This is a genomic window from Maribacter sp., assembly GCF_039974175.1.
Taxonomy (GTDB): domain Bacteria; phylum Bacteroidota; class Bacteroidia; order Flavobacteriales; family Flavobacteriaceae; genus Maribacter_C.
This window is the reverse complement of record NZ_JBDWJN010000003.1, coordinates 273,384-289,791: the sequence shown is the minus strand read 5'-3', so window position 1 is coordinate 289,791 and position 16,408 is coordinate 273,384. Positions and strand designations below refer to the sequence as shown.

Sequence of the window (16,408 nt, the reverse complement as noted above, 5' to 3'; positions counted from 1 at the left end):
TGAGCTAGTGATTGGATACAGAAACCAATGGTTTTAACTGTAGAGGGGCTAACATTTTTAGGGCTTTTTCAATAGACGAAATACCTTCAAACACCAGTAATAATCGAAGTCCGTTTCTAGTTTGCTTTTCTTTCATTTTACAAATATCAGCGTGTGCTTGCACAAACTGAAGGACCTTGGTAAAATCTTGACTTTGGTAAAAATCAGATTGCTGGTCAGCTATAAAATAGCCAATAAGTTTCCCTTTTTTAAGTACTACCTTTTCTAGGCCAATACGTGTAGCAATCCACTTAATTCGAACAGAATTTAGAAGGTCATCGGCTTCAGCCGGTAGTTCTCCAAAACGGTCAACCAGCCCTGTAGCAAACTTTGCCAATTCCTCCTCCTCTTTTACTTGATTAAGTTCTGTGTACAGGGTTAAGCGTTCGGTAACATTGTTGATATAGTCGTCTGGAAACAGTAATTCAAAGTCAGTATCCAATTGGGTGTCTTTTAAATATACCTTCTCTTGATGTCCTTCAACTTCTTCGTAAAGCTCTTTAAACTCATTTTCCTTTAATTCTGCAATGGCTTCGGTCAGTATCTTCTGATAGGCATCAAACCCAATTTCATTGATAAATCCACTTTGTTCCCCTCCCAATAGGTCTCCGGCACCACGAATTTCGAGATCTTTCATAGCAATATTAAAGCCGCTTCCAAGTTCGGTAAATTGTTCTAATGCTTGAATTCGTTTTCTAGCGTCGACAGTCATAACTTCATAAGGAGGGGTAATAAAAAAGCAAAAGGCCTTCTTATTGCTTCTACCCACACGGCCTCGCATTTGATGCAAATCACTTAGCCCAAAATTATTGGCATTGTTAATAAAAATGGTATTTGCATTGGTTACATCGAGCCCACTTTCAACAATGGTGGTGGATACCAGCACGTCAAATTCCCCATTCATAAAAGCAAGCATGAGCGTCTCAAGTTTTTTACCCTCCATTTGGCCATGCCCGATTCCAATTTTCGCATCAGGAACCAAACGCTGAATCATTCCGGCTACCTCCTTGATGTTTTCAATACGATTGTGAATAAAGAATACTTGTCCCCCACGCTGAATCTCGTAAGTTACCGCATCGCGAATAATTTCTTCTCCAAAACGAATTACCTGACTTTCAATAGGATAGCGATTTGGAGGAGGCGTATTGATAACTGACAAATCTCGGGCCGCCATAAGACTGAATTGTAATGTTCTGGGAATGGGTGTGGCTGTCAAAGTCAACACATCTACATTTTCTTTGATAGACTTTAGCTTGTCTTTTACAGAAACACCAAACTTCTGTTCTTCATCTACAATGAGCAAACCCAAGTCTTTGAACTTTACATTTTTGTTGACGAGTTGATGGGTGCCGATGATAATATCAACTTTGCCAGCTTCCAATTTTTCTAGCGTTTCCCGACGTTCTTTTGTGGTTCGAAAACGATTCAAGTAATCGATGTTTACCGGCATTTCTTTCAACCGCTCTTTGAAGGTTCTGTTATGTTGAAAGGCCAAAATGGTAGTTGGAACGAGAACAGCTACCTGCTTTCCATTCGCAACAGCTTTAAAAGCCGCCCTGATAGCAACTTCGGTTTTTCCAAAACCTACGTCACCGCAAATTAGCCGATCCATAGGACGTTCACTTTCCATATCTCGTTTGATATCTTCGGTGGCCTTGCTTTGATCGGGAGTGTCTTCGTAAATAAAGGAAGCTTCTAATTCATGCTGTAAATACCCATCAGGATCGTACTGGAATCCTTTTTGCATTCGGCGCTTCGCATATACCTTTATGAGGTCAAAAGCAATCTTCTTGACTCGCGATTTGGTTTTCTGTTTGATTTTCTTCCAAGCTGCTGAACCAAGCTTGTAGATTTTAGGCACTGCCCCGTCCTTGCCATTGAATTTGGAAATTTTGTGGAGCGAATGAATGCTCACATACAAGATATCGCGCTCTCCGTACATCAACTTAATAGCTTCCTGCTTCTTACCCTCAACATCGATTTTTTGGAGCCCTCCAAACTTGCCGATGCCATGGTCGATATGAGTTACATAATCTCCAATTTCAAGTTTATTCAGTTCTTTGAGCGTTATGGCCTGTTTCTTCGCGTAGCCATTTTTTATACTGAATTTATGGTATCGCTCAAAAATTTGGTGATCGGTATAACAGACGATTCTCAAGTCATCATCGATAAATCCTTGGTGTAATGAAAATACGACCGTTTTATAATGCACCTGTGTTTCAACTTCTTCGAAAATGTCATGAAATCGTTTGGCCTGTTGATCTGTGGCGCAAAAGATAAAGTTGGTATAACCTTTTTGATGATTGCTGTTCAAATTGTCAATCAGCAAATCGAACTTTTTATTAAAGGAAGGTTGGGGTTTTGTGCGGAAGGCAATCTCTTTGATTGGGGCTTGTGTTTCATCTGGCATGACAGTTGCCCCAAAACGAATAACTCCAAATGCTTGCAATTGCGTTTTAAATTGACGAGAGTTCAAGAACAGCTCCTCGGGTTTTGCGTGCTTGATATCTTCCGATAATTTTGAAAATGCCTCTTCTGCTTTCTTGAAGTTCACATCCAAACGGTCAAAAAGCAGGGCTGTATTTTTGGCGAAAACAACGGTTTTAGTGGAGATATATTTCAGAAAACTTTCCCGTTTTTCTTCCAAAAACTTGTTGGCTACATTCGGTATTATCGTAATCTTTTTTACCTTTTCAGTGGAAAGCTGGGTCGCTACATCAAAGGTTCGGATGCTGTCTACTTCGTCTCCGAAAAACTCAATTCGATAGGGTTCGTCGTTAGAGAACGAAAAGACATCTACAATACCCCCGCGGACGGAAAACTCTCCAGGTTCGGTAACAAAATCAACACGTTTGAATTGGTATTCGAAGAGCACTTCGTTGAGAAATTCAAGTGAAAGTAGATCCTCCAATTTTATTTTCAGGGTATTCTTTTCAAGTTCACGTCGGGTGACCACTTTTTCGAATAAAGCATCGGGATAGGTAACAATGAGTGCTGGTTTCTTTCTTGAATTAATACGGTTTAAAACTTCGGCACGTAGTAGTACGTTCGCATTATCGGTTTCCTCTATTTGGTATGGTCTACGGTAACTCCCTGGATAGAATAATACATCCTTTTCTCCTAGCAATTGCTCTAGGTCATTCAGGTGATAAGCCGCCTCTTCTTTATCATTGAATACCACTAGAAAAGGTACGTCGGTTTGCTTGAAAGTTTCTGAAATTACAAAGGAGATAGAAGAGCCTGTAAGTGCTTTTAAAACCTGACGAATAGGTGCGGAAGGTTCACTTTCGGCAATAGCATTTCGCAGTTTCAGCAAAAGCGGAGACTGTGAAAAGAACTCAGAAATCGGGCTTTTAACCAACCGTAAAATTTTTACAAAGATAAGCCTGATCGTGCAATTGCGCTAATAGGGTTCGATGTTTTTACGAACTCGTTTTCGAATTTAAAAACGGATTAAACTTTCTATTCTGAATGGCCTGAACAATAATTACCAGAGCGAGAATACTACTACAGGTCAAAGCCATATTAGCCAAAGGAACTATACCATCACTATGGCGTACATAAATTGCCAATAAGGCCCAAATACCTACTAATGCAAATTCGCGCATATTTCGTTTCCACACCATAAAAATGTTGACCAGGGTTGCCAATGCCATCATAACTATCGTCCATTGCTGTTCTGAGAAAAAGGCGCCATCCCAGTTTAATTTACTTAAATAGGCGGCTATATTGGCAATAGTAGCAACGGCAATCCAACCGCTATAAATTCCGATAGGTAACCAGGCGAATACAATCGTTGAACGAGAAACCGAAGCATGCGCCATATGGGTGTTTTGAATGATTTTTAATAGGCAAATGAGAATTCCAATCATTACCACAACCGAAAGTCCTGTGTATTCGTAGGCGAAGACAAAAACCCAGATGCAATTTAAGAGATTGGTAAAAATGAACCAATAAGCAGTTTTTTCGATAAAATGGGAAGGCTTGTCGCTAAAAAATGCCATTCGTACCTGGTAGCATCCGTAGGCAATAAGTGCTAAGAAAATAAGGCCCCATATGGCAAAAGCATAGCTTGCCGGTGTAAATAGGTTGAAGTATTTATTGCTTACTTCACCAATCGTGGTCTCGTTAATGCGAATGGCTTGCGATATATAGTTTACAGCAATAACAAATAGTACTGATGCCAGGTTGAGAATGGATAATTTTTTTTTCATGGGAAGTGTTTATTTAAAAGTACTACTATTTAACACAAGGGGAAATCGCAAGGTAGATGGTCGTATTGAAAACCGCGATTAGCTTAAGTCAACCTGAAAAACATTTTCCTTGGTAACCGCATAAACTTCGTCTTTTTTGGAAGGTTTTAAGGTATGATTACCAGTAAATTCACCAAAAGCAGGGACTATCATTTGGTGCTTGCTTTTAAAAAAGCAAGGTAGCCGTAGCGTTTGTCGACCAAGGCCCCTTAGTCGAACCGCGGGGTGAATGTGTCCTGAGAAATTAAAAAAACCATCGCGTTCTTCAGGGTGGTGGGTAAGTAGAAATCCGTCGGATTGAATTTCTTGCACCACTTGAATTTTTAAACCTTCGTACTTAAGAGGTGAAATTATATCATGATTGCCAGCAACCAAAATAATTTCAGCAGCTGTTCTGCCAACCCATTGCTCAAATAATTCCCATTCTTTATTTAAAGATGAATGAAATAAATCTCCCAAAAAACAAACCGTTTTAGGCTTGAAAAAATCAATAGCTTCGGTCAGCATTTCAAAGTTCTTTCGAACTGCTTTTTGAGGAACCGCCGCGCCAAACTTTCGAAAGTGACTCACTTTTCCCAAATGCACATCGCTGATCAAAAGCATGGACTTCTCTTTCCAAAAAACCACACATAACCGATGTAAAATGAACGTTTGATTATTGATTTTGATAGACTGTGTACTCATAAGAAAGCCAAAGTTACAAAACCTCCTTTTGTTTTTATGCTTGGTTATCCCTATTTTCAAGAGCATTATTAATACCAACCCAACATGCCAAAAATAGTCGTTGTCGGTAGTTCCAATACTGATATGGTCGTAAAAACAGAACGATTTCCTGAACCTGGGGAAACCATTTTAGGAGGCGAGTTTTATATGTTTCCTGGTGGTAAAGGGGCAAATCAAGCTGTTGCCGCTGCCCGCGCAGGCGGAGAAGTGAGTTTTATATGTGCGGTGGGTGATGATCTTTTCGGCCAAAATGCCCTAAAGGGCTATGCCACAGAAAATATTCATGTCAGCTCGGCTTTGGTGATAGAAAATGAAGCATCAGGCGTTGCATTGATCACCGTGAATGGCGCCGGTGAAAACGAAATCGTAGTGGCCTCCGGTACAAATGCAAAACTTTCTATTGACCATTTGAAACTTGTTCTAGGCGACACCAATGGCGACACCATATTTCTTACCCAGTTGGAAACACCAATAGAAACGGTCGCTTTTTTAGCAAAGCGAGCGAAAGCTGGGAAACAGAAACTGATCATCAATCCGGCACCGGCCCAAACTCTTGAAGATGAGGTGTTACAAGGGCTCTTTTTGATAACGCCGAACGAAACAGAGGCAAAAATTTTAACAGGAATAACTGTGAACGACGCTTCTAGCATGGAAAGTGCAGCAAAGGCGTTACTTGATAAGGGTGTGGAAAATGTAATAATTACCCTAGGTAGTAGGGGTTCCTTTTTTATGAACTCCAGTACAAGTTTTATTGTGCCAGCGCCTAAGGTTAATGCCGTCGATACTACTGCTGCAGGTGATGTTTTCAATGGAGTTCTTTCAGTGTGTATCGCCAATGCCCGAAGCTGGCAAGATGGAATGGCATATGCCAGTAGAGCTGCTGCCTTATCTGTCACTAAAATGGGAGCTCAAGATACTGCCCCCACCATAGCGGAAATTAACCAATTCTAATCTTATGTTTATCATTGAATCGTATACCGTAGCTGTAATTTTTTGCATCATCACCATGATGGCCTGGGGCTCTTGGGCCAACACCCAAAAACTCGCCGCGAAAACATGGCGTTTTGAGCTTTTTTATTGGGATTATGTTTTTGGTATTCTTTTGTTTTCAGGAATGCTTGCCCTTACAGCAGGAAGTATGGGCGAAGGTGGGAGGCCATTTTTAGCCGATTTGTCTCAGGCCGATACCGAAAATATTGGTTCGGCTGTATTAGGGGGTATATTGTTTAACGCAGCCAATATTCTTTTAGTGGCTGCCATAACCCTTGCCGGAATGTCTGTTGCCTTTCCTGTTGGTATTGGTTTGGCATTAGTTATTGGCGTGATTGTCAATTACATCGACGCTCCGGTTGGAGATGCAAGCCTGCTCTTTGGCGGAGTCGGTTTGGTGGTGATAGCCATCCTTTTGAACGCCAATGCCTATAGAAAACTCTCCGCTCAACAAGAAAAAGTACCTACCAAGGGACTCGTTTTAGCCGTAGTTGCTGGTCTTTTAATGGGATTGTTTTATAAGTATGTAGCGAGCTCTATGTTCCCAGATTTCACTAACCCCATTGCTGGAAAGCTGAGTCCGTATACCGCTGTGTTTCTTTTTGCCTTAGGGATAATAGCCAGTAATTTTGTATTTAATACCGTATTGATGCGGAAGCCTTTTGAAGGAGCTCCGGTTAGCTTTAAAGATTATTTTTCGGGAAGTTCAAAAAGTCATTTAATGGGAATTCTAGGTGGTGTTATCTGGTGTATCGGAATGTCATTTAGTATTTTGGCATCTGACAAAGCCGGGCCTGCTATTTCTTATGGCTTAGGCCAAGGAGCAACTGTGGTGGCGGCCATTTGGGGAATTTTTATCTGGAAGGAATTCAAAGGGGCACCTAAAGGCGTTTCAGGAATGCTGAATGCAATGTTACTACTTTATGTCTTGGGATTAGGACTTATAATTGCCTCGAGATAGGTATACTCAAAAATCAGGCTTAGAACGCTCCGAAGCTAGCATGCCTTTTTGTAGCCATTTCGGTGATGAAAGCTTCGAACTTTAAATGCTTTTGGTAGACAAATAACTCACATGACTAGCACAGGCGAATTTATTTTTTTGTTAAAATTGCCGCCATCCGCTTGATTCGGTCCGCCAACTTTTCACTAGAAAGTCGCTCGCGACTCATACGGTCTGTAATCAAAGGAAAGGAAAAAGGTGTTGGAGTTTTACAAGCTTTCCAAACGATTTCTTGGGCGGCAATACGTTCTAGTGAAAATCGCAAACGCCCCTCTTCCAACTGATGTTCGAAAGTTTCTGTAAAGGCTTGCTGAAATAAGAGATTGTCATCTTCGTAGTCGCGAAATACCTCGAACAACAGTTGTGAGCTGCTTTGCAGGTGTTTCATTTTAACTCCCTTATCTGGGTAGCCTGTAAAGACCATTCCGCTGATAACTGCGATATCTCGGAATTTACGTCTTGCCATTTCGGTGGAGTTCAAACTCTTTTGCAAATCATCTAACATAAAATCTGTTGTGAACAAATCATTGTCGATGACCTGTTGCATATCGATTTCTTTGTCGGAGAGCAGTTCGAATCCGTAATCATTAAATGCCAGTGAAAAAGTGATTGGGGAGAGTAAGCTGATGCGATAACCGAATAAACTTCCCATGGCCTCATGTACAAATCTGCCTTCAAAAGGATAAAATAAATGATGATAACCATCTTCGGTTTTAAAAGTCTCTATTAAAAACTCATTGGGTTTAGGTACCACGCTATCTACGCGTTGCTGTTTGAAAATATGGGCAAGAGACTTCATTTCGCGCGACTGTTCTTTCTTATCTAGACTCACGGAATACAATTCTTCTCGAAGCAATTTTGACATTTGGGCAGAGAGGGTCATACGACTACCTCCCCAGGCAGGAACTTTACTGGTCTTTTTGTTTGAATTACGAACGTGTACCTGCATTTCTTTGATACGAATGAATTCAAGATTCCTTCCGGCAAACGTAAAGACGTCACCAGCTTTCAGTTTGGAAATGAAATATTCCTCAATAGTGCCAATATACCCACCTTTCTGATAGCGAACGGTGAGGTTGGCATCACCAACAATGGTGCCGATTTGAAATCGATGTCGCATGGCCACTCCACGATTGTTTACCGTGAATTTTCCATCTTCTTCAACGTCAACTTTTTTGTACTCATCATAAGACTGCAAACTTTGGCTTCCCATCACCAAGAAGTTGAGCAACCATTGCCATTGGTCTTCGGAGACAGCTTGATAGCAAAAGGTTTGTTTGATTTCCTTGTAGATTTCATCAGGGTAAAATCCATCAGAAATGGCCAAGGTGGTTAAAAACTGTAATAATACATCATAGCTGTTTAGGTAAGGCATACGGTCTTCGACAGCCTTTTGCTTTACCGCCTGTTGTAGTGCTGAGGCCTCAACAAGTTCGATGGCATGCGTTGGAAGGAAGTAAATGACACTTTCTTTTCCAGGTCTGTGACCACTCCTGCCGGCCCGTTGTAAAAAACGTGCAATGCCTTTAGGGCCACCAATTTGTACGACCGTTTCTACGGGAGCAAAATCAACACCCAAATCGAGACTAGAGGTGCAGACCACCGCTTTTAAACTTTCGTTGCGAATGGCATTTTCGACCCAAACGCGGGTATCTTTGTTGATGCTTCCATGATGCATTGCGATTTCCCCGGCAAATTCAGGATGTTTCTCAAGAATCTTTTGAAACCAGATTTCACATTGACTTCTGGTGTTGGTAAAGAGCAGGGTTGTTTTACTGGCGTTAATAATCGGAACTACATCTTCAAGCAATCGAATTCCGAGATGACCACGCCACGGAAAAGTTTCCATTTCTTTTGGAATGATACTCTTTACCGTAATCTTCTTTTTCAAATTGGCCCGAATCATCACCGAGTTTTGCAAAGCTTGCGAGTTAGGCCCCAATAGTACTTGGCGTGCTTGTTCCAAGTTGCCTATAGTGGCTGAAATACCCCAAATTCGCAGGTTTTTAGAAATGGAGCGAACTCGTGACAACCCAAGTTCCATTTGAACACCTCTTTTACTACCTAGAAGTTCGTGCCATTCATCTACAACAATTGCCGAGCAGTCTTTAAAGATGTTCTTGTAGCCTTTGGTCGCCAACAGCAACTGTAAGCTCTCTGGCGTAGTAATCAGCAAATCGGGCATTTGCTTTTTTTGCTGTGCACGTTCTTTAGTAGTGGTGTCTCCTGTTCGAATACCTACCGTCATTTGAGTTCCCAAATCTGTCGTAACGCGTTCTGCTGACTGTTTAATTTCTTTAGATAAGGCACGCAAGGGTGTAATCCATATCGCTTTTAATCCTTTTTTATGTACCGTTCTATAATTGGGATTGTTTTTGATATACAGCAACACAATGGGAAACCATAAGGCATATGTTTTTCCGCTTCCGGTGGGAGCATTTAAAAGGCCGTGTTTGCCTTGTAGAAAGGCACGCCAGGTTTGTTTTTGAAATGGAAAAGGTTTCCAGCCTTGTGATTGAAACCAAGATTCTGCAAGGTCATAAAGTTGGTCTCTTGTCATTTCGATGTAAGGGTATATAAGAGTGAAAAAAGTCAATTTTTCAAGCTAAGGTGAAGTTACAAATTTGGGTTAAAACAAAGTTGAACGGTTTGTAAATTATGAGCATGAAAAAAATTATATTTGCTCAAATAAAATTTAGTTTATGTCGATTTTAGATTTATTTGATAGTGGATTTCGTTCACGAAATAAAGACCATTTCGCTGCCATAGTACGCGTAGCGATGAGTGATGATATTATTACTGATGATGAGCGCACTTTTCTACACAGACTTGCGTCTAGATTGCACATATCGGAAGAAGAGTACAAGCAGATTTTAAAAGACTATAAAACGCATCACATCAATCCTCCCACTAGTTATGATGCCCGTTTAGAGCGTTTGTATGATTTGGCAAGAATGGTATATGCTGATAATGTGCTAGGAGAGAACCAAACGGGAATTTTAGAGCGTTTGGCTGTTGGCCTTGGTTTTTCAACTGGAAACGTTCAATATGTAGTTGACAAGGCTTTGAAACTGGTACATGCCGGAGTAGACTTGGACAATTTCATGGAAGAAATCAAAAACATGAATCGTTAAGATTCAAAACGAATAGATAAAAAAGAGGAGCAATCGCTCCTCTCTTTTTATTGATACTTTTCTAAAAACTCTTGAAGCTTTTCAACCATTTTTTTGCTTCCGCAGAAAAATGGTACTCTTTGGTGAAGTTCGGTTGGTTGAATATCTAGAATACGCGTTTTACCACCCATTGCCAAGCCGTTCGCTTGTTCCGCTATAAAGGCCATAGGATTACACTCATATAACAAGCGCAGCTTACCACTTTGGGTAATGCTACTTTTAGGGTACATGTAGATACCGCCTTTGATCATATTTCTGTGAAAATCGGAGACTAATGAACCGATGTATCTCGAGGTATAGGGGCGTTCACCTTCTTCTTGTTGGCAATACTTGATATAATCTTTCACCCCTTGATGGAAATGGATATAATTTCCTTCATTTACGGAGTAAATTTTTCCTGTTTCGGGAAACTGCATATTGGGGTGAGAAAGATAAAAAGTACCTAGAGCAGGATTTAATGTAAATCCGTTTACCCCATCACCGGTTGTATACACTAACATAGTCGACGTGCCATAGACAACATAACCGGCAGCGACTTGTTTATGGCCAGGTTGTAAAAAATCTTCTAGTGTTACTTGCGTTCCAATGGGGGTTACTCTTCGATAAACTGAAAATATTGTTCCGACTGATACATTAACGTCAATATTTGATGAGCCGTCTAAGGGGTCTATTAAAACCACATACTTATTCTGATGCTGTTCGTCATTGCTATTGATGCTAATAAAATCGTCTTCTTCTTCAGAGGCTATGCCACAAACAATTTCCCTATTGGTTAAGGTCTGAATAAATTTCTCATGTGCAAAGACATCTAGTTTCTGTTGTTCTTCTCCTTGAATATTCGTATCGCCTGCAGCTCCTAAGATATCAATGAGTCCCGCCTTATTTACTTCATGATTGACCACTTTGGCAGCTAGTCGAATCGCATTAATAAGTTTTGACAGTTCTCCTGAAGAATATTGAAATGAATCTTGGTTTTCGATGATAAACTCACCGAGAGTAGTGTTTCTTTTGGTCATTAGGCCGAAGTATGTAATTTGACCACAAATATCGGGTATTTTGTGAAACTATACCGATTTCGTAAAAGTTTCATTTTTTAAGTTTATAACTTTGTGTTTTATTTGTAACAACTATGTATAGCATCCGAGAAGCGAAGGCAGAAGATATGCCACAGGTATTAGGTCTTATTCAAGAATTAGCATCTTTTGAAAAGGAAGACAATGCAGTTGAAGTTTCAGTCGAAGACTTGATCAAAGATGGTTTTGGAGAAGAAAAGTTATTTCAATGTTTTGTTGCCGAAACAGCGGCTGTAATAGTTGGAATGGCTTTGGCCTATCCCAGATATTCCACCTGGAAAGGTCCGGTCATACATTTGGAAGATCTCATTGTTACCGAGCGAATACGGGGTAGTGGCTTGGGTAGTGCTCTTTTGACTGAAGTTGTTAAATATGGCAATAGTTTGGGTGTCAAACGCATCAGCTGGGAGGTTCTTGATTGGAATGAGCCAGCCATTTCCTTCTATGAGAAGAAGGGTGCCCGAGTAATGCGCGATTGGGATGTGGTGCAATTAGATGAGCGTGGAATAAAAGCTTTTTTAGAGAATAACTAACGATTTATGGGTGTATCATAGGAGAGCAAATACTTCTGAAAGATATAACTTGCCGCCTTCGCGGAACTGACAATAATTAGAGTGTATTTATGAAAGTATTCAAATTTGGAGGTGCGTCGGTCAAAGATGCTGAGGGAGTAAAAAATTTGGCCAAGGTATTGCGAGAAGTCGGGCACGATAATACATTGGTGGTGGTATCGGCTATGGGAAAGACTACAAACGCCATGGAAGCTGTGGTTAATGCATATTTTGATAAGGTCGAGATAGCCTATTCGATTCGGGAAGTTGTGAAATTCCACAATACTATTTTGTTGCAATTGTTCGCAAACGACAAGCATCCCATTTTTACGAAAGTAAAAACGCTTTTTGATGAAGTACAAGGTTTTTTGGTTTGGAATAAATCGCCAAACTACAATTTTGTATATGATCAAGTTGTCGGTTATGGCGAGCTGGTTTCTACCACAATTATTAGTGCATATTTGAACGAGTCTGGCTTAAAAAATAATTGGCTCGATGTTCGAGAGCTTATCAAGACAGATAATAGCTATCGCGATACCACCGTTGACTGGGTAAAAACACAAAATAACGTTTCCAAGATCGTTGACCGTACTATTCTAAATATCACTCAGGGCTTTTTGGGTAGTGACAACAATAATTTTACAACAACCCTTGGCAGAGAAGGTTCTGACTATACAGCTGCGATTTTGGCTTATTGCCTCAACGCCAGTTCAGTTACCATTTGGAAGGATGTTCCAGGGGTGTTGAATGCTGATCCAAGATATTTTAAGGAAACACAATTGTTGAATAACATCTCTTATCGCGAGGCCATCGAACTTGCTTTTTATGGAGCCTCGGTTATTCATCCGAAAACCTTACAACCACTTCAAGGAAAAGAAATACCACTGCACGTGAAGTCTTTTCTAAATCCAAAAAATGAAGGAACAACCGTTGGTAGAGGGGTAGGTATTGAACCCGAAGTGCCGTGTTTTATTGTAAAAAAGAATCAAGTATTGATGAAGCTATCGTCATTGGATTTTTCTTTTATTGTAGAGGATAGTATTAGTGAGCTTTTCAAGATGTTTCATGAATATAAGATGAAAGTAGATTTAATTCAAAGTTCCGCTATTAGCTTTTCGGTTTGTGTTGATAATAAATTTGGAAGGCTTGAAGAGCTTTTGAACAACCTAAAAAGTAGGTTTAAGGTGAACTACCAAGAAAATGTCTCCTTATATACCATACGCCATTTTAATACCGAAGCCATTGAATCTCTTTTGAATGGTCATGAAGTGCTTTTGGAGCAGCGAGGTAAGGAGACGGTGCAATTTGTAATCAAGTAGTTTTACGATTGCACTACCCAAGAAGCAACCCCTTTGAAGCTTGGCTGTCTTTGTAAATGTTAAAATGCATGCCTCAACTAGGTATTTTGCTATATTTACCGCTGAACTTGATTTGACTTTTTGATAGTAACCATGCTCCGAACGGTCGGTGTGGCTTTTGTATCTTACTTAGTACTTTTTTAGATGACATACTTGTTACAACAGCATCTAAAAAAAGTAAAATTATACTCAGAAGTTAAAATTTATTGGTAAGCTAAGAGGTTAAAACGAGTTCAATTTCTAAATTATGCATGAATGGGTTTAGTAACCGCGAAAGAATTAGCCAAAGCCATCAATCTTGATAAATATGGTTTTTTGGGCACCTTTATGGGTTGGTTTCTGATGAAGGTTACTAGAATAGCTAGTATCAACAGATTTTATGATAGTGTAAAACACCTAGAAGCGTCGGAGTATGCCGAAGCTATTCTCAAACACTATGAAATTGACTTTGAAATTCCTGAAGAAGACTTTAGGCGATTGCCGAAGGAAGGCGCTTACATAACCATATCAAATCATCCCTTAGGCGCCATAGACGGCATACTTCTCTTTAAATTATTGCTGGCCCAAAGGTCGGATTATAAGATTATGGCTAATTTTCTATTGCAGCGAATGGTGCCTATTGAACCCTACATCATTCCAGTAAACCCCTTTGAGGATAGAAAAGATGTTAAAAGTAGCATTGCCGGTTTCAAAAGTGCTTTGCAACATTTAAAGGCGGGTCATCCTTTAGGAATTTTCCCTGCAGGTGAAGTTTCGACCCATAAAGACGGGAAGCTTATCGTTGATAAACCCTGGGAGGAGGCTGCATTAAAACTAATTCGCAAAGCGGAAGTACCTGTGGTTCCTATTTACTTTCACGCCCGCAATAGCAAGCTTTTTTATCGTTTGGCTAAAATCAGTGATATCTTTCGTACGGCGAAGATTCCTTCTGAAGTATATACACAAAGAAATCGGCCGATTAAAGTTCGCATTGGCCAACCCATATCGGTAAAGGTACAGCAAGAACAAGATAGCTTTGAAGACTTTAGCGATTTACTCCGCAAGAAAACCTACATTCTAGCGAACGCTTATGAAAAGGAGCGATTGATAGACCAAATTCCGACCACTTTAAAGCTTCCTAAGCAACCTAGAAAGATAGTTACTGCTGTACGTACAGAGGTTATTCAAGGTGAGATTGAAAAGTTAATCGAGAAAGACAGGAGAATGTTGCAGAGCAAAAATTATGAGGTTTATTTGGCTCCTGCGAACGAAATGCCATTTATTTTACAGGAGATAGGACGACAGCGCGAAATCACTTTTCGAGAAATAGGCGAAGGCACAAACAACGCTATCGATATCGACAAGTTTGATGCCTACTATCATCATATGTTTCTTTGGGATAGTGAGGCAAAGGTGATTGCTGGGGCGTATCGTATGGGATTGGGTGCTGAGATTTTCGCCAAGTACGGTATTGATGGTTTTTACTTGCAAGATTTGTTCCGATTTGAACCTGAACTCTTTAGTATGATGCAACAATCAATAGAGATGGGGCGGGCCTATATCATCAAAGAATATCAGCAGAAACCGATGCCCTTATTCTTACTTTGGAAAGGCATTGTTCATACTACCCTCAGGCATCCGGAGCATAAGTACCTGATAGGTGGGGTGAGTATCAGCAATCAATTTTCGAACTTCTCAAAATCGCTTATGATTGAATTCATGAAATCGCATTATTGGGACCCCTATGTAGCGCAGTACATCCGTCCTAAAAAAGAATTCAAGGTGAAGCTGAAGGATGCGGATAAAGAGTTCGTATTTGACGAAACCCAATCTGATTTAAATAAGTTCGATAGGCTAATTGATGAAGTAGAACCTGGCAGCCTTCGCCTACCTGTTTTAATTAAGAAATACATTAAGCAGAACGCAAAAGTAATTGCCTTTAATGTAGATCCCCTTTTTAATAACTCTGTAGACGGATTGATGTACATCAAAATAGCAGACCTTCCTGAGAGCACTGTAAAACCCGTTATGGAGGAGTTTCAAGCCGAACTGGAGCGCAAGTTCGCAGAAGCCTACCAAAATGGCCATGCCTAGCAAATTTATTGGCTATTTGACATCTTGGTTATGGCAACTTTAGGGTGCGGCCTGAATCATCACATATAGCAATTCGGTGGCAATCTGCAGGCTTCTTTCGCGATATTTGTCTTTTTGAAATGGCGTATTATCAAAAGCTTTTGGATCTTCATATGTAATTGGAAATCTACCGTCCGAACCGCTTACAAATGGGCATCCTTCATCGGCTGATGAACAGGTCATGATGGCCGCGAAATTTGATTTCGGGTTAAATGGGTCATCAAAAGTTTTAGAAAAACCAATGATGGGTGGGGTGTTGTCGGCATATTTGATGCTGTAAACCGGATTTTTACCATTAGATAAGGCATCAATTTGAAACCCCAGGTCTTTTAGAGTTTCGGCTGCCATAGGAAATAAGGCGGTAGCCTCGGTTCCTCCAGAGTAGCAATTGACATTTTTTATGCCTGAATAAAAGGCCAAGGTTTGAGCCCAAACCTGTGAGAGGTGACTCCTTCTCGAGTTATGCGTGCAAATAAAATTAAGGGCTACAGGTTCGTTCTGTGCTATTTTCTCGCGTAGGTACGCTGCCAAAGGGTTTAAAATGGCTTTTCGTTCACTAGAGATCGCGTCTGTATTTAGAGACGAAATAGTCTGTTCTATGGCTTGAAACATAAGTTGTTTTGTCATTAATGTTGTTATAATCCTACTGTATCACTTCTTCGCTCAAAGAGCAGGTTATCCTTCCATACCCCATCTAATTTGCCAACACGCTCACGTTTGCCAATATATCGGAAACCTACCTTTCTATGGAGTTCTATACTTCCCTTGTTTTCAGGGAAAATTCCTGACTGAAGGGTCCAAAGTCCTGCTGCTTCGCTCTCTTTTATTAGGCTTTCCATCAGCAATTTGCCAACGCCTTTGCCTCGGCTGTCACTTCCGACATAAACGCTTACCTCTGCGACTCCTCCATATACGCATCGGCTAGATACCGGTGATAGCGAGGCCCAACCCAAGATCTTTTTGTTTTCGATGGCGACTATTCTACAGCTGGTCATATGAGCCGCATCCCAAGCTTGGTAGCTTGGTGTATTTGTTTCGAAAGTAGCGAAACCGGTGGCAATACCTTCGGTATAAATATTGGAAACGGCTTCCCAATCGGAAGGCATCATTTTTCTAGTTTTAAGGTCAGTAATCAT

At 40.5% G+C, this 16,408-nt stretch carries 13 protein-coding genes; 6 read left to right on the top strand and 7 right to left on the bottom strand.

Annotated elements, in window-relative coordinates:
* Window positions 1-4 precede the first annotated feature (4 nt).
* From mfd to pdeM, 3 genes are all read right to left on the bottom strand, one after another.
* The gene (gene mfd, locus ABJN95_RS02335; RefSeq protein ID WP_348368379.1) at window positions 5-3,400 is read right to left on the bottom strand and encodes a transcription-repair coupling factor; all 3,396 of its coding nucleotides are present in this window, start codon (window positions 3,398-3,400) and stop codon (window positions 5-7) included.
* A gap of 61 nt (window positions 3,401-3,461) precedes the next feature.
* Window positions 3,462-4,253 (bottom strand): tryptophan-rich sensory protein, encoded by a 792-nt coding sequence (locus ABJN95_RS02330; protein ID WP_348368378.1) that lies wholly within the window; start codon window positions 4,251-4,253, stop codon window positions 3,462-3,464.
* A gap of 78 nt (window positions 4,254-4,331) precedes the next feature.
* Entirely contained in the window at window positions 4,332-4,976 is a 645-nt protein-coding gene (gene pdeM / locus ABJN95_RS02325) for a ligase-associated DNA damage response endonuclease PdeM (protein WP_348368377.1), read from the bottom strand.
* Window positions 4,977-5,060: 84 nt separating this feature from the next.
* Here pdeM and rbsK point away from each other — a divergent pair, with 84 nt between their 5' ends.
* Together rbsK and ABJN95_RS02315 are read left to right on the top strand one after the other, a co-directional pair.
* Window positions 5,061-5,966, top strand: a complete 906-nt coding sequence (gene rbsK, locus ABJN95_RS02320) for a ribokinase (protein ID WP_348368376.1) — start codon at window positions 5,061-5,063, stop codon at window positions 5,964-5,966.
* Between the two features lie 4 nt (window positions 5,967-5,970).
* Window positions 5,971-6,966 carry a GRP family sugar transporter gene (locus ABJN95_RS02315; protein WP_348368375.1) on the top strand — a complete coding sequence of 332 codons (996 nt, stop codon included), beginning with the start codon at window positions 5,971-5,973 and terminating at the stop codon, window positions 6,964-6,966.
* Window positions 6,967-7,096: 130 nt separating this feature from the next.
* On the opposite strand, the gene ABJN95_RS02310 is transcribed toward ABJN95_RS02315, so the two are convergent.
* Window positions 7,097-9,565 carry a ligase-associated DNA damage response DEXH box helicase gene (locus tag ABJN95_RS02310; protein ID WP_348368374.1) on the bottom strand — a complete coding sequence of 823 codons (2,469 nt, stop codon included), beginning with the start codon at window positions 9,563-9,565 and terminating at the stop codon, window positions 7,097-7,099.
* Between the two features lie 142 nt (window positions 9,566-9,707).
* On the opposite strand from ABJN95_RS02310, the gene ABJN95_RS02305 reads away from it, so the two are divergent.
* A complete protein-coding gene (locus ABJN95_RS02305) occupies window positions 9,708-10,139 on the top strand; it encodes a TerB family tellurite resistance protein (protein WP_348368373.1) in 432 nt (143 codons plus the stop codon).
* Window positions 10,140-10,186: 47 nt separating this feature from the next.
* Here ABJN95_RS02305 and fbp read toward each other — a convergent pair whose 3' ends face one another.
* Window positions 10,187-11,194 carry a class 1 fructose-bisphosphatase gene (fbp, locus tag ABJN95_RS02300; protein WP_348368372.1) on the bottom strand — a complete coding sequence of 336 codons (1,008 nt, stop codon included), beginning with the start codon at window positions 11,192-11,194 and terminating at the stop codon, window positions 10,187-10,189.
* A gap of 113 nt (window positions 11,195-11,307) precedes the next feature.
* Between fbp and ABJN95_RS02295 the strand changes: the two genes are divergently transcribed.
* The 3 genes from ABJN95_RS02295 (at window position 11,308) to ABJN95_RS02285 (ending at window position 15,233) form a co-directional block, all read left to right on the top strand.
* Window positions 11,308-11,784, top strand: a complete 477-nt coding sequence (locus ABJN95_RS02295; protein WP_348368371.1) for a GNAT family N-acetyltransferase — start codon at window positions 11,308-11,310, stop codon at window positions 11,782-11,784.
* An 89-nt stretch (window positions 11,785-11,873) separates the two neighbouring features.
* Window positions 11,874-13,121 (top strand): aspartate kinase, encoded by a 1,248-nt coding sequence (locus ABJN95_RS02290; RefSeq protein ID WP_348368370.1) that lies wholly within the window; start codon window positions 11,874-11,876, stop codon window positions 13,119-13,121.
* Window positions 13,122-13,415: 294 nt separating this feature from the next.
* Complete coding sequence (locus ABJN95_RS02285) at window positions 13,416-15,233, top strand: lysophospholipid acyltransferase family protein (RefSeq protein ID WP_348368369.1); 1,818 nt, start codon at window positions 13,416-13,418, stop codon at window positions 15,231-15,233.
* Between the two features lie 39 nt (window positions 15,234-15,272).
* Here ABJN95_RS02285 and ABJN95_RS02280 read toward each other — a convergent pair whose 3' ends face one another.
* Window positions 15,273-15,899 carry a protein-tyrosine-phosphatase gene (locus ABJN95_RS02280; RefSeq protein ID WP_348368368.1) on the bottom strand — a complete coding sequence of 209 codons (627 nt, stop codon included), beginning with the start codon at window positions 15,897-15,899 and terminating at the stop codon, window positions 15,273-15,275.
* Window positions 15,900-15,907: 8 nt separating this feature from the next.
* Window positions 15,908-16,408: an N-acetyltransferase family protein gene (locus ABJN95_RS02275; RefSeq protein ID WP_348368367.1), complete on the bottom strand. Its 501-nt coding sequence runs from the start codon at window positions 16,406-16,408 to the stop codon at window positions 15,908-15,910.